This window comes from Glutamicibacter uratoxydans, from assembly GCF_006539925.1.
In the GTDB taxonomy this organism is placed as follows: domain Bacteria; phylum Actinomycetota; class Actinomycetes; order Actinomycetales; family Micrococcaceae; genus Glutamicibacter; species Glutamicibacter uratoxydans.
Genome location: NZ_BJNY01000002.1, coordinates 346,423 through 360,022 on the forward strand (window position 1 = coordinate 346,423; position 13,600 = coordinate 360,022).

Sequence of the window (13,600 nt, forward strand, 5' to 3'; positions counted from 1 at the left end):
GCGCTTTAGGGCAACTGCCAGTTTGAGAAAGCTCAATGCTCAATGAGTTCCTGCCATAGACTATGCTTCCAGATTGAGTTGCATTTACCGACTCGGTCGATAAATGTCGGTGACGCCAGTCATACTGTTCTCCATGACTCCGAGCGATGAAGATTTTCTACGGAAACGCCATGCGATACTACGTGGCACGCATCTAGAGAAACCACTTTGGGTTGGAAATAATGATGATTGGGAAATCATCCGAAATGCGCCAACCGGTACTCTGCTTTGCCCTGAGCCTGATTGCAGAGCTCCGTTGACTTCGGTACTTAACAGAAAAGGGACGCGCTTCCTGCGGCGGCTGGCGACAGAATGCGGCCACACTTTTCACTCGAGTGACCGCGGCGGGCCAATGACAGCTGAGCACCTTTGGTTTCAAAATGCCATCTCGGGCTTGTGCGCGGAGCTTGGATACGAAGCTATCCAAGAAGACTACGAATCACGCGCGGATATTCTAGTTCAGAGTTCTCCTCCCGTTGCTGTAGAGATTCAAAGAGTATCGACAGACTTCAACAAACGAACTCTAACGAGACAAAATCTCGGTATGAACGTACTCTGGCTGATCCCAGAAACTGCAAAAAACAGTAGGTCCATCAATCACGCGTTGTTCAATCAGCCAGCAGCTCGCATTCGCGTATTCAACAAGAACGACCGCACTACTGAGGTAAAGCCGTGGCTGCCTGATTATTCAGGATCCTATGACTTACTTATTGGCGCCACTGTTATGAAAATCGGCAGCGACGGTCAACTCCTCGTCAGTACGGGAAACTACAGCGCCAGGCAGTTTCTACGGGAGGTGCTAAGCGGCGAGAGAAAATGGTTCGGACCAAATGAGAAATATTTCAAGTTCGGTTCAGGCTGGGCACGGCCCGAAGACGTCGAACAAGTTCGAGCGAATAATCGAGAATCGGTCAGCTCACATGCACAGATTAGGGTTCCAAATGACACAGAAAATGTCGTGTCAGATTCCTTGGACACAGATGGCTCCACACTGAGAAGCCTGGAAACGGAAATCTCCACGCCAAAATCTTGTCCAACTACAGAATCCGGGAGCCCCGAGCTACTGTCGACTTCACAATCGCAGTTGCCACCTAACAACCCACAAGACACATCCATGGACAATCCAGCGAAGGCTGGCTGGTTTAAAAGGCTAATTAATTGGTTCACAAGCTAGATTACTGATCTTCAGCTAATGACTGCCTATCCACTCAAATTTCGCCCAAGGCCCGAGCCCTCCTCCGACGGATTTCACACATTCACAAGAAGCAACTGCCAGTTTTTAGAGCTCCAGCTGCGCCGCCGCGTCCTCGCGCAGCTGGTTCTTGCGGATCTTGCCGGTGACGGTGGTGGGGAACTCGTCGAGGATCTGCACGTAGGCTGGGATCTTGTAGTGCGCCAGGTGTCCGGTGGAGTACTCGCGGATCGCCTCCACGCTCAGCGGTGCGCGGCCTGCCTTCATGCGGATGCAGGCGCAGATCACCTCGCCGTACTTTTCATCGGGCACCCCAATGACGGAGACATCCTCGATGTCCGGGTGGCGGAAGAGGAACTCCTCGATCTCCGCCGGGTAGATGTTCTCACCGCCGCGGATCACCATGTCCTTGATGCGGCCGACGATGTTGCAGTAGCCGTCCTCGCGCATCACCGCCAGGTCCCCGGTGTGCATCCACCCTTCCTCGTCGATGGCCGCTTTGGTCTTTTCCTCGTCGTTCCAGTAGCCGAGCATCACCGAATAGCCGCGGGTGCAGTATTCGCCGGTTTCCCCGCGTTCCAGGGTTTCGCCCGTGGCGGGGTCCACCACCTTGATCTCGACGTGCGGGTGCACCCGCCCGATCGTGGCGGTGCGGCGTTCGAAGTCGTCGTCTGCGCGGGTCTGGCAGGAGACCGGGCTAGTTTCGGTCATCCCGTAGGCGATGGACACATCGCTCATGCCCATGTCCTGAACGCAGCGCCGCATCACCTCCACCGGGCAGATGGAACCCGCCATGATGCCGGTGCGCAGCGCATCGAGGTTGTAGTTCGCGAAGTTCGGGTGGTTCTGCATGGCGATGAACATGGTCGGCACCCCGTAGAGGCCCGTGCACTGTTCTTCAGCGACGACCTTCAGCGTGGTTTCCGGGTCGAAGCCGGGGGCCGGGATGACCATGGTGGTGCCGCGGGAGACGCAACCGAGGTTGCCCATCACCATGCCGAAGCAGTGGTAGAAGGGCACCGGGATGCACAGCCGGTCCTCCTCGGTCAGGTTGATCATGCCGGTGACCTGGTTGCCGTTGTTCAGGATGTTGCGGTGGCTGAGCACCGCGCCCTTAGGGTAGCCGGTGGTGCCGGAGGTGTATTGGATGTTGATCGCATCTCCCGGATCCGTGGCGGCAAGGCGCTCGGCGAGCGCGCCATCGCTGATGCCTGCCCCGGAATCCACCAGCTGCGCCCAGTCCCCGGTGTCCAGGAAGACCACGCGCTGAAGGGATTCGGTATCCGCGCGGGTGGCTTCCACCATGGCGCGGTAGTTGCTGGTCTTGAATTCGGTGACGGTGATGAGCATGCGCATCTGGCTGTGGTTCACCGCGTAGGCGTATTCGTGGGTGCGGTAGGCGGGGTTGACGTTGACCAGGATGACGCCGATCTTCGCGGTGGCGAACTGGGTCAGGGTCCATTCGGCGCAGTTCGGCGCCCAGATGCCCAGCCGGTCCCCCGGTTCAAGCCCGGCCGCCAGCAGGCCCTTGGCCAAGGCGTTGACGTCGTCGTTGAACTGGTTCCAGGTCCAACGCCGACCGCTGGCGGCCTCCACGAGGGCTTCACGGTCGCCGAAGCGGGCCGCGGTGCGCTCGAGGTTCGCGCCGATGGTTTCTTCGAGCAGCGCCGGTTCGGCTTCGCCTTTGGCATAGGCCTTCATGAGTCAACTCCCTGTGCTGGAATGCTGGTAACAGACGACACGCGAGGGCCGCGGGTAGTGCCCTGCGTCACAAGTCACACAATAGTCGGCTCGCTTGACCCGCGCCAAGCACCCGGCAGGCCGAGCCGGAACTTCGCCCAGCTTCTGCTGACACTGTCGGCAGCCGAACGTATCCTATTCACTACGACAGGCACCCACATTGGATCAGGCACATGAGCGAACAGAATCCTGCAGTACCGCAAAACGGCCAGCGCGTGTTCATGCACGTGCTCATCAACACAGCGGTCGCAAACATCACCACCAGCTACCTCTGGTTCGCGCTGACCTTCTGGGTGTACCTGGAAACCGAGAACGTCATGGCCACCGGCATTATCGGCGGCGCCTTCATGCTGCTCATCGCCATCTTCTCCATGCTGTTCGGCTCCTTCGTCGACCAGCACCGCAAGAAGAGCGTGTTCGTGCTCTCTGCGGTGATCACCGCGGTGATGTTCACCCTTGCCGGGGCGGTCTATCTGCTGCTGCCCACGCAGCGGATCCTTGACATCGGCAGCTGGGAGTTCTGGCTGTTCTGCCTGGTGATCCTGGCCGGGGCGATCGTGGAGCAGATGCGCGGCATCGCCCTGTCCACCACCGTGACGCTGCTGATTCCGGTGGAAAAGCACGCGAACGCAAACGGCCTGGTCGGCACCGTCCAGGGTCTGGCGTTCCTGGTCACCAGCGTGTTCAGCGGGCTGTCCATCGGCCTGCTGGGCATGGGATGGACCCTGGCCATCGCCATCGGCCTCGTCGTTGTCACGATGGTGCACCTGCTGGGCATCGGCATTCCAGAGGAACAGCCCGAGCCGGAGGCCGGCCAGGACGAGAAGAAGACTTCAAGCCTGCGGCTGGGTTTCACCACGGTGCTGGCGATCCCGGGGCTGCTGGCGCTGATCATCTTCTCCATGTTCAACAACTTCATCGGCGGCGTCTACATGGCGCTGATGGACCCCTACGGGTTGACGGTGATGTCGGTGGAAGCCTGGGGCATCGTCCTCGGCTTTGCCTCAACCGGCTTCCTGATCGGCGGCGCGGTGGTGGCGAAGTTCGGGCTGGGCAAGAACCCGATCCGCACGCTGCTGGTCCTGGTCGCCTGCATGGGATTTTTGGGCGCGGTCTTCACCCTGCGCGAATGGGTGTGGCTGTACGTGGTTGGCATCTGGCTGTACATGTGCCTGATCCCCGCCTGCGAGGCCGCCGAGCAAACCGTCATCCAGAAGGTGGTGCCGTTCAGGCGGCAGGGCCGCGTCTTCGGCTTTGCGCAGATGCTTGAGGCGGCAGCTTCTCCCATTACGGCGTTTCTGGTCGCGCCGCTGGCCCAGTACCTGATCATCCCGTTCATGAAGACCGATGAGGGCGCCGCGAGCTTCGGCTGGCTGCTGGGATCCGGCGACGCGCGCGGCATTGCGCTGATCTTCCTCGCCGCCGGCCTGATCATGGTGGCCGCCAGCCTGCTGGCCATGGGAACCGGGCAGTACCGTAAACTATCAGCAATCTTCGCCCACCCCGAAGACGCAGCACTGGAATCTTCCTAAGGACTATTCGTGGTACAAAAAACCATGCCCACCGATGCCAGCGTCGCCGAGTTCATCGCCGCGGCCACCCCTGCAAAGCGGCGCGTCGACGGCGAAGCACTGGCGGCGATCTTCGCCGAGGCCACCGGGGTCGAGCCCGTGATGTGGGGTCCGTCGATGATCGGCTACGGGGAATACGTGTATGTCTCCCCTGCCAACAAGCGCACCACCGGCATCTGGCCGAAAACCGCGTTCTCCCCGCGCAAGGCCTCGCTGTCGCTCTACGGACTCAAGGACCTGCCCGAGGGCGCGGCGCTGCTGCCACGGCTCGGAACCTATACCGAAGGCGCTGGCTGCGTCTACGTTAAAAAGCTTGAGGACATCGACACCGATGTCCTCAAGCAGCTGATTGCTATTGCGTTTTCACGCGGCGACGACGCCTAGTTCACCGGCGTCGGCGGCTCGGCGCCGCGCAGCACCGCCAGCGTGTTCTCACAGGCCAGCACGGCCATCGCCGTACGGGTTTCAATGGTTGACGAGCCCAGGTGCGGCACCAGCGCCACATTTTCCAGCTCCAGCAGTTCCGGGTGGACCTCCGGCTCCTTTTCGAAGACGTCCAGGCCCGCACCGGCGATGACTCCCTCGCGCAGCGCCTGCGCCAGCGCGGCTTCGTCCACGATCGGACCGCGGGCGGTGTTGACCAGGTAGGCGTCCGGCTTCATCGCCTCCAGCTGCTCCGGCCCGATCAGGTGATGGGTGTCCGGCCCGTAGGGGCAGTGCAGCGAGACGACGTCGGAGACCGCCAGCAGCTCGTCGAGCTCCACGCGGCGCGCACCAAGCTCGGCGGCGATTGCCGGGTCGATTTCACTGCGCGACTGGTAGACCACCTCCATGCCGAAGGCCTTGGCGCGGCGGGCGGTGGCCTGGCCGATGCCGCCCATGCCGACGATGCCCAGGGTCTTGCCCTGCAGGCTGGAGCCAAGCAGGAAGAACATGCCCCATTTCCATGGGGTTCCGGAGCGGATCAGCCGTTCACCCTCGCCCAGGCGGCGGGTTGCCATGAGGATCAGGCCGAAGGCGATGTCCGCGGTGGCTTCGGTCAGCACTCCCGGGGTATTGCTGGCGCGCACGCCCCGGGCGGTGCAGTCCGCCACGACGATGTTGTCGTAGCCCACCGCCACATTGGAGACGACCTTCAGCTGTTCTCCCGCGGCGTCCAGCAGTTCGGCATCCACGCGTTCGGTGAGCAGGGTGACCAGCGCGTCGGCTCCGGCCACCTTGTTCAGCAATTCTTCCCGGGAGATCGACTGGTCGCCATCCCACGCGTCCACCTCGTGCTCGGCGCGCAGCTTGGCCAGTGCGGCGTCAGGGATCTTGCCGGTGACAACTACCTTCGCCATTACGCCTCGATCCATTCGCGCAGCCGGCCCAGGCCCTCGCGGATGTCCTCGGTTTCGATGCCCGAATAGGCCAGCCGGATGTACTGGCGCTCTTCGCCGGGCAGCCGGCGGCCGAAGTGTTCGCGGGTGCAGAAGGACACGCCGGTGTTTTCCAGCGCGGCGGTGGCGAACTCGCCGACCTCGGTAAAGCCCTTGCGTGCCATGGCCTCGGTGACGTCGGGGAACAGGTAGAAGGTCGACTGCGGGACGGCGACGCTGAAGCCGGGGATCGAGTTCACGATCTCGCAGGCCACGTCGCGGCGTTCCTTGAGGGTGTCGAGCATTTCCTGCACCGGCTCCTGCGGCCCGGTCAGCGCGGCGACGCCGGCCCACTGCACGTAGTGCGTGGTGCAGGACTCGTCGTTGGTGTTCAGCTTGCTCATCACCTGCGCGATGTCCAGCGGCGCCACGGCGCAGCCCAAACGCGAACCGGTCATCGCGAACTTCTTGCTGAAGGTGTAGAGGATGACGGTGCGTTCGGCCATTCCCGGCAGCGCGGCGATCGAGTTGGAGACGCCTTCGTAGCGGGTTTCAAAGTAGGCCTCGTCGGAGAGCACCCAGAGGTCGTGCTCGATGGCCAGCTGGGCCACTGCCTCGCGTTCGGCGGCGGAGGACTCGGCGGAAATCGGGTTCTGCAGATCGTTGTAGATGATCGCCGTGGTGTTCTCGGTGATCGAGGCGCGGACCTTCTCCAGGTCGATGGCGAAGCCGGATTCGGTGGGCACGTAGTTGTACGGCACGGCGGTGCCGCCGAGGTACTCGATCTGGGATTCGTAGATCGGGAATCCCGGGTTCGGGTACAGCACTTCCTGGCCCGGATCCATGACCGCCTGCAGGAACTTGGTGATCACCGGTTTGCCGCCGGTCATCACCACCACGTTGTCGGCGGTGAATTCCATGCCGCGGCGGGAGCCGATGTCATGGGCCAGCGCCTCGCGCAGCTGCGGGATGCCGGGGCCCGGGCAGTAGCCGGTGTAGCCCTCGGAGATGGCCTTGTTCATCGCCTCGATGATGTGCGGCGCGGTGGGGATGTTGATATCGCCCAAGTGGAACGGGTAGACGCGGTTGCCCTTGGCCTTCCAGGCCGCGGCGGCCTGCGCCACGCTGAATGCGGTTTCGGTGCCCAGCCGGTCTAGGCGTTGTGCCAGTTGTTGCATGATGAGAATCTTTCGTTCGTTGACGATGCTCGCAGAGCCGCCTGCCTCAACACTGGGCCAGGGTCAGGGCCAAGCCCCCACGCGAAGTTTCCTTGTACTTGCTCTTCATGTCGGCGCCGGTGGCGCGCATGGTTTCGATCGCCTGGTCCAGACTGACCGAGTGCTCGCCGTCGCCGTGCAGGGCCAGGCGTGCCGCGTTGATCGCCTTCACCGAAGCGATGGCGTTGCGTTCAATGCACGGGATCTGCACCAGTCCGCCCACGGGATCGCAGGTCAAGCCCAGGTTGTGTTCAAGCGCCACCTCTGCGGCGTTCTCCACCTGTTCAGGGGTCCCGCCGAGCACCGCACACAGTCCGGCTGCCGCCATGGCGCAGGCCGAACCGACCTCTCCCTGGCAGCCCACCTCGGCGCCGGAGATCGACGCGTTGGTCTTGATCAGGATGCCGATCGCCGCCGCTGTCATCAGGAACTCGATGACCTTGTCATCGGTTGCCCCGGGAACGAAGCGGGTGTAGTAGTGCAGCACCGCGGGGATGATTCCCGCGGCCCCGTTGGTCGGCGCGGTGACAATCCGCCCGCCCGAAGCACTTTCCTCGTTGACAGCCAGCGCGAACAGGTTCACCCATTCCATGGCCGCCAGCGGGTCGGAGCCGGCTCCGCTCTGGGCGTCGCGGGCTTCCAGCTTGGCGCGCAGCCCCGGCGCCCGGCGGGTGACCATCAACCCGCCGGGCAGCGTCGGCTCGGTGCGATCGCACCCGTTCTCAACACACTGCTGCATGACCTCCCAGATATGCAGCAGCGCGTTGTCCACCTCATCTTTGCTGCGCCAGCTCAGCTCGTTGCGCCACATGATTCCGGCGATGGATTCGCCGTTCACCTGGCACAGCTCGAGCAGCTGGGCAGCTGAGGAGAATTCGTGGACCGCCGCCTCTTTGGTGGCAAGCGGTGCATTCAGCGCATCGTGGTCGACGACGAAGCCGCCGCCGATGGAGTACGCGGTATTCTCAGCCAGCAGCGCGCCCTGCGCGTCATAGGCTGAAAAGGTCATGGCGTTGGGGTGGCCTGGCAGCGACTTGCGCCGGTGCAGCACCACGTCTTCCGCCGGGTCGAAATCGATGGCCCGGACGCCGCCCAGATGCAGCCTGCCGGTGTCCTTGATCTCGGCGAGGATCATGGGCACCTCAGCGGTGTCCACGGTGGCGGGATCGTAGCCCGCCAGGCCGAGGACCACCGCAGAGTCCGAGTGGTGTCCGATGCCGGTGGCGCCCAGCGAGCCAAACAGCTGCGCAGCGACGCGGGCTGTCCGTACCAGGGTCTGCTGGTCCAGCCCGGCGACAAAGCTCTTTGCCGCCCGCATCGGGCCCACCGTGTGCGACGACGAGGGCCCGATGCCGATGGAAAACATATCCAGTACGGACAGCGCCATCAGCCCACCTGCTCCGAGGCGAACTCGGTCATCGCATCCACCAGCCAGAGCACGGTGTGCTCGGTGAAGGAAATGCGCGGTAGGATGCGCCAGCTTTCTTCGCCGGTGCGCCACAGCAGCACCGGAATGTTCGCCAACGAGGTGACGATCGCCTGGTTCACGCCGAAGGCGCGCGGGTGCAGGTCTGCCGGGCAGCTCTTGCGCAGCACCAGGGTCGCGGCAGGGCCCGAAAGCTCAAGCACCGCACGGTTGGCCGACAGGTCCAGCACCTGGCCGGGCTGATCGCCCAGCGCCGCGTCGAGCTGCGCCTGCAGGTCGTTCTGAGCGTCGGTGGCTACCAGGAATTCATCCGGTCCCAGCCAGAGCACCGCAGTGCCGTCTACGCTTCCGGCCACCTCTCCCACCGCGGCGGGCAGGCCCACGCCGGTGGCCTGGGCCAGGGCGGCATGCGCCGCGCTGCCCGGGATGGCGCGCACGCCCAGCTGGGTGCCGAAGGCCACTTCGCGCAGGGCCACGGCGCGGTCGCCCGCCACTTCTGCGTCGGCCATCAGGCCAGCCAGGTGTTCTGCCGGGGAACGGCGCAGGGCGGATTCAATTACTGTGTTTTCAGCCATCGCGACGGCTCCCTTCCGGGTCAAAGAGGACGGTTTCGCCGATGGTCACGTCGACCAGCTGGCCATTCACCGGGGTCTGCAGGGTTTCACCGATGCGGTTGCGCCCGTTCTTGATCAGCGCCAGGCCGAAGGTCCGGCCCAGGGCGGCCGAGTTGTAGGAGCTGGTGACCCAGCCTTCCATCGGGGTGACGCCTTCGGTGGCCACAGCGCCGTCGGCGATCAGGGCCGCGCCTTCTGCAAGGCGCAGGCTCTTATCCACCGGCAGCACCGAGACCAGGTGCTTGCGGTCTTCGCGCTGGTTGTCCTCGCGGGAGAAGGAGCGCTTGCCCACGAAGTCCTTGACCTTGGAGACCACCCATTCCATGCCCGCATCCTGCGGGGTCACGGTGCCGTCGGTGTCCTGGCCGACGATGATGAAGCCCTTCTCGGCGCGCAGCACGTGCATGGTTTCGGTGCCGTACGGGGTGATGTTGAATTCCTGCCCCGCCTCGAACACGTCCTCCCAGACGCGCAGCCCATGCCAGGACGGGATCGCGATCTCGAAGGCCAGCTCGCCGGAGAAGGAGATGCGGCTGATGCGCGCCTCGATGCCCGAATCCAGGGTCACGTCGCGGAAGGACATGAACGGGAAGGCCTCGTTGGAGACATCCAGCCCGGACACCAGCTTGGCGATGACGTCGCGGGAGCGCGGGCCGACCACGCCGACGGTGGCCAGCTGCTCGGTGACCGAGGTGCAGACCACGTCCAGCTCAGGCCATTCGGTCTGCAGCCACTCCTCCAGCCAGTCCAGCACGTTGGCCGCGCCGCCGGTGGTGGTGTGCATCAGGAAGCGGTCTTCGGCCAGGCGCAGGGTCACGCCGTCGTCGAACACCATGCCGTCGGCCTTGCACATCACGCCGTAGCGGGCCATGCCGACCTTCAGCTTGGTGTAGCCGTTGGTGTAGATGCGGTTGAGGAATTCTGCCGCGTCCTTGCCGCGGATCTCGATCTTGCCCAGGGTGGTGGCGTCCAGCATGCCCACCGAGTCGCGCACCGCGGCGCACTCGCGGTAGACCGCGGCCTCCATGTCCTCCCCGTCCTGCGGGTAGTACCAAGCGCGCTTCCACTGTCCGACGTCCTCGAACTTGGCGCCCTGCGCCAGGTGCCAGGAGTGCATCGGGGTCAGGCGCGCAGGGTCCAGCAGCTGCCCGCGGGTGCGGCCGGCCAGGGCTGCGAAGGCCACCGGGGTGTACGGGGCGCGGAAGGTGGTGGTGCCGATTTCCGCAGGGTTCTCGATGCCCAGCACCGCTGCGATCACGCCGATCGCCGCCACGCCGGAGGTCTTGCCCTGGTCGTTCGCGGTGGAGATCGAGGTGTAGCGCTTGATGTGCTCCACGGACTGCATGCCGGCGCCGGTGGCGCGCAGCACGTCGGCCACGGTCTGGTCGCGCTGCAGGTCCACGAAGTGATTCTTGTAGTGCACCGCCTCGTCGCCGGACAGGGATGGCACGAGCCAGACCGGGCGGGTTTCGCCGCTCGGGGCCGGCAGCGCCTGCGGCACGCTGGCGATGTGCTCGTAGCCTGCGGCGCTGGCCGCCGCGGCGCCGGTGGCGGCGCCCGCTGACAGGGCGCTGGCGGTGTCCAGCAGGCCGGTGATCGCGCCTGCAAGGTGCTGGTTGGCGATCGGGTCACCCGGGACGAAGGCGTGGATGCGGGTATCCCAGCTCAGCTTGCCCTGGCGCTGCGAGTACAGGTGCACCACCGGGTTGAAGCCGCCGGAGACTGCCAAAACGTCGGCCTCAAGGGTGCGGCTGGCGCCGAGGTTGTTGTCCTCGTCCAGCTCCGCGATGCTCACGCCGGACAGTTCGCCGTTCTCATCGGCCTGGGTGTCTGCCACGACCGAGCCGGAGATGACCTGCACGCCGGCTGCCACTGCCTCCGCGGCTGCCGCGGAAACGGTGTGGCGGGCGTCGACCACGGCGGCCACGCCGCCGGTGGCTGCCAGCTCCGCAACCAGCGGGTAGACCGAGTCATTGGTGGTGGCCACTACGATGTTGGATCCGGCGCGCACGCCGTAGCGGTTCAGGTAGCTGCGCACGGAACCGGCGAGCATGATGCCCGGGCGGTCGTTGTTCTCGAAGACCAGCGGACGCTCGTGGGCGCCGGTGGCGAGCACCACCTGGTTGGCGCGGATGTGCCAGACGCGTTCGCGGGACACGCCTGCGCCGGCAGGCCCGTCCAGGTGCACGGTGCGGCGCTGGACTGCGATCACGTAGTTCGCATCGTAGGAGCCGATGACGGTGGTGCGCTGCAGGTGGGTGGTCTCCTCAGCCGCCGCAAGCTCCGCGGCCACCTCGTCGATCCACACGTTGGAGTCCTTGCCGTCGATCTGCTCGCCGGCGGTGTCGCGCAGGCTGCCGCCTGCCACGGCGCGCTCGTCGAGCAGCAGCACGCGGGCTCCGGAGCGCGATGCCTCACGGGCGGCTGCCAGGCCGGCAGGGCCGGCGCCGACCACCAGCACGTCGGTGTGCTCGTGCACATGGTCGTAGTAGGCGGGATCGGTGTTCGGGTCCAGCACGCCCAGTCCGGAAAGCAGGGTGGCGTTCAGGTCCTGGGTGACGGAGACGGTGGTGGCTGGCAGCATCGATTCGTTGATGTCCTGGCCGTGGCGTGCGCCGACGGTGATCAGCGCGTTGGGCTCTTCCACCCCGGCGGCGAAGATGCCGCGCGGGCGGCCCAGGTACAGGGACTTGCCGCAGGAGCGCAGGCCGTTGGCGAGCATGGCGCTGGCCACGGTGTCCCCGCGGTAGGCCTGCAGCTCCTGGCCGTCGACGCTCAGGGACAGCAGGTCATCGCGGTCGACGACTGCGCTGGAGGCCACTGCTGCTGGAAGGCGGTATGGCTTGCTCATCGGGTGCCCCCTTCGGACAGTTCTGGGCGTGGTGCGCCGGCTGGGTAGACGGCCTTGAATTCATAGGTCACTGTGTCGCGCAGGGCGTTGAACCACTTGCGGCATCCGCCGGCGTGGACCCAGCGTTCGGCGAAGAGGCCCTTTTTGTTGCCGCGGTAGAACAGGTAGCGCGACCATTCCTTGTCGCTCAGGGCGTTCGGGTCTTCCGGGTAGGCGACGTGGGCTTCGCCGCCGTACTTGAATTCGTTTTCATTGCGTGGCCCGCAGTTCGGGCAATCGATCAACATCATGGTGGGGTCCTAGTGGGCCACGGCTGCTGCGCCGTGTTCGTCAATGAGGTGGCCGGTTTCAAAGCGGTCCAGGCTGAATGGTGCGTTGAGCTGGTGGGCTTCGTCGTTGGCAATGGTGTGGGCGAAGGTGAAGCCCGCGCCCGGGGTGCCCTTGAAGCCGCCGGTGCCCCAGCCGCAGTTCACGTACAGGTTCTGGATCGGCGTCTTGGAGATGATCGGCGAGGCGTCCATGGTGGTGTCCACGATGCCGCCCCAGGTACGCAGCACGTGCGCCCTGGCGAAGATCGGGAACAGCTCCACTGCCGCCGCCATCTGCTCTTCGATGACGTGGAAGGCGCCGCGCTGGCCGTAGCCGTTGTAGCTGTCGATGCCCGCGCCCATGACCAGTTCGCCCTTGTGGGCCTGGGAAACATAGACGTGGATGTGGTTGGACATGACCACGGTCGGGTGCACCGGCTCGAACAGCTCGGAGACCAGGGCCTGCAGCGGGTGGGACTGGATCGGCAGCTCGAAGCCTGCCATCTCGGCGAGCACCGAGGAGTGGCCTGCGCCGGCCAGTGCGACCTTGCCGGCGTTGATGGTGCCGCGTGTGGTCTTCACGCCGGTCACCTTCTCGCCGTCCTTGATGAAGCCGCTGACTTCGCAGTTCTGGATGATGTCGATGCCGTACTCGTTGGCCTTGCGGGCGAAGGCCCAGGCCACGTGGTCGTGCTTGGCGATGCCTGCACGCGGCTGGTAGGTCGCGCCCATGACCGGGTAGCGGATGTCGTCGCCCACGTTGATGATCGGGCAGGCTTCCTTGACCTGTTCAGGGGTCAGCCATTCGGCGTCCACGCCGTTGAACTTGTTCGCCTCGACGCGGCGGATGGACTCGCGCACATCGCCGAGGGTGTGGGCCAGGTTCAGCACGCCGCGCTGCGAGAAGAGGAAGTCGTATTCCAGTTCCTCGGGCAGCTGTTCCCACAGCTTCAGCGACTTCTCGTAGATGCCGGCCGACTCGTCCCAGAGGTAGTTCGAGCGGATGATGGTGGTGTTGCGGGCCATGTTGCCGCCGGCCAGCCAGCCCTTCTCCAGCACCGCCACATTGGTGATGCCGTGGTTCTTGGCCAGGTAGTATGCGGTGGCCAGGCCGTGGCCGCCGCCGCCGACGATGACGACGTCGTAGGACTTCTTCGGGTCAGGATTGGCCCACAGGAAATCTGGGTGCTCGGGTAGCAGATCAGCCATGATTATTCGGATACTTTCTTCAGCTCTGGGTACAGTGGGTGGGCCGCAGCCAAGGACAAAACACGATCCTTCAGA

Annotated in this window: 11 protein-coding genes; 3 read left to right on the top strand and 8 right to left on the bottom strand. The window is 64.5% G+C overall.

Annotation, left to right across the window (positions count from 1 at the left end; genetic code table 11):
- Nucleotides 1–133: 133 nt before the first annotated feature.
- On the top strand, nt 134–1,213 hold the full coding sequence (locus AUR04nite_RS03390; protein WP_141361916.1) for a competence protein CoiA family protein: 1,080 nt from the start codon (nt 134–136) through the stop codon (nt 1,211–1,213).
- Nucleotides 1,214–1,318: 105 nt separating this feature from the next.
- Here the strand turns inward: AUR04nite_RS03390 and AUR04nite_RS03395 are convergent, their stop codons facing one another.
- Nucleotides 1,319–2,932, bottom strand: a complete 1,614-nt coding sequence (locus tag AUR04nite_RS03395; RefSeq protein ID WP_141361918.1) for an AMP-binding protein — start codon at nt 2,930–2,932, stop codon at nt 1,319–1,321.
- Nucleotides 2,933–3,144: 212 nt separating this feature from the next.
- On the opposite strand from AUR04nite_RS03395, the gene AUR04nite_RS03400 reads away from it, so the two are divergent.
- Entirely contained in the window at nt 3,145–4,503 is a 1,359-nt protein-coding gene (locus tag AUR04nite_RS03400) for an MFS transporter (RefSeq protein ID WP_141361920.1), read from the top strand.
- Between the two features lie 9 nt (nt 4,504–4,512).
- Nucleotides 4,513–4,926 (top strand): DUF1801 domain-containing protein, encoded by a 414-nt coding sequence (locus AUR04nite_RS03405; protein ID WP_246055316.1) that lies wholly within the window; start codon nt 4,513–4,515, stop codon nt 4,924–4,926.
- On the opposite strand, the gene AUR04nite_RS03410 is transcribed toward AUR04nite_RS03405, so the two are convergent.
- Genes AUR04nite_RS03410 through AUR04nite_RS03440 form a run of 7 tightly spaced genes read right to left on the bottom strand, consistent with a single transcriptional unit; the run spans nt 4,923 to nt 13,525 of the window.
- Nucleotides 4,923–5,882, bottom strand: a complete 960-nt coding sequence (locus tag AUR04nite_RS03410) for a 2-hydroxyacid dehydrogenase (protein WP_141361922.1) — start codon at nt 5,880–5,882, stop codon at nt 4,923–4,925. The genes AUR04nite_RS03405 and AUR04nite_RS03410 overlap by 4 nt on opposite strands.
- Complete coding sequence (locus AUR04nite_RS03415) at nt 5,882–7,078, bottom strand: pyridoxal phosphate-dependent aminotransferase (RefSeq protein WP_141361924.1); 1,197 nt, start codon at nt 7,076–7,078, stop codon at nt 5,882–5,884. Before AUR04nite_RS03415 ends, AUR04nite_RS03410 begins: the two co-directional genes overlap by 1 nt.
- A 46-nt stretch (nt 7,079–7,124) precedes the next feature.
- A complete protein-coding gene (locus AUR04nite_RS03420; protein WP_141361926.1) occupies nt 7,125–8,504 on the bottom strand; it encodes an L-serine ammonia-lyase in 1,380 nt (459 codons plus the stop codon).
- On the bottom strand, nt 8,504–9,118 hold the full coding sequence (locus tag AUR04nite_RS03425; protein WP_141361928.1) for a sarcosine oxidase subunit gamma: 615 nt from the start codon (nt 9,116–9,118) through the stop codon (nt 8,504–8,506). Before AUR04nite_RS03425 ends, AUR04nite_RS03420 begins: the two co-directional genes overlap by 1 nt.
- Nucleotides 9,111–12,008: a sarcosine oxidase subunit alpha family protein gene (locus AUR04nite_RS03430; protein ID WP_141361930.1), complete on the bottom strand. Its 2,898-nt coding sequence runs from the start codon at nt 12,006–12,008 to the stop codon at nt 9,111–9,113. Before AUR04nite_RS03430 ends, AUR04nite_RS03425 begins: the two co-directional genes overlap by 8 nt.
- Nucleotides 12,005–12,298 (bottom strand): sarcosine oxidase subunit delta, encoded by a 294-nt coding sequence (locus tag AUR04nite_RS03435; RefSeq protein WP_141361932.1) that lies wholly within the window; start codon nt 12,296–12,298, stop codon nt 12,005–12,007. The genes AUR04nite_RS03430 and AUR04nite_RS03435 overlap by 4 nt, the downstream gene beginning before the upstream one ends.
- 9 nt (nt 12,299–12,307) lie before the next feature.
- On the bottom strand, nt 12,308–13,525 hold the full coding sequence (locus AUR04nite_RS03440) for a sarcosine oxidase subunit beta family protein (protein ID WP_141361934.1): 1,218 nt from the start codon (nt 13,523–13,525) through the stop codon (nt 12,308–12,310).
- Nucleotides 13,526–13,600 lie beyond the last annotated feature (75 nt).

Bases quoted from the DNA above. Each gene is read 5' to 3' on its own strand.
- AUR04nite_RS03390 (WP_141361916.1), top strand. From the start codon at position 134: ATGACTCCGAGCGATGAAGATTTTCTACGGAAACGCCATGCGATACTA.
- AUR04nite_RS03395 (WP_141361918.1), bottom strand. From the start codon at position 2,932: ATGAAGGCCTATGCCAAAGGCGAAGCCGAACCGGCGCTGCTCGAAGAA.
- AUR04nite_RS03400 (WP_141361920.1), top strand. From the start codon at position 3,145: ATGAGCGAACAGAATCCTGCAGTACCGCAAAACGGCCAGCGCGTGTTC.
- AUR04nite_RS03410 (WP_141361922.1), bottom strand. From the start codon at position 5,882: ATGGCGAAGGTAGTTGTCACCGGCAAGATCCCTGACGCCGCACTGGCC.
- AUR04nite_RS03415 (WP_141361924.1), bottom strand. From the start codon at position 7,078: ATGCAACAACTGGCACAACGCCTAGACCGGCTGGGCACCGAAACCGCA.
- AUR04nite_RS03420 (WP_141361926.1), bottom strand. From the start codon at position 8,504: ATGGCGCTGTCCGTACTGGATATGTTTTCCATCGGCATCGGGCCCTCG.
- AUR04nite_RS03425 (WP_141361928.1), bottom strand. From the start codon at position 9,118: ATGGCTGAAAACACAGTAATTGAATCCGCCCTGCGCCGTTCCCCGGCA.
- AUR04nite_RS03430 (WP_141361930.1), bottom strand. From the start codon at position 12,008: ATGAGCAAGCCATACCGCCTTCCAGCAGCAGTGGCCTCCAGCGCAGTC.
- AUR04nite_RS03435 (WP_141361932.1), bottom strand. From the start codon at position 12,298: ATGATGTTGATCGATTGCCCGAACTGCGGGCCACGCAATGAAAACGAA.
- AUR04nite_RS03440 (WP_141361934.1), bottom strand. From the start codon at position 13,525: ATGGCTGATCTGCTACCCGAGCACCCAGATTTCCTGTGGGCCAATCCT.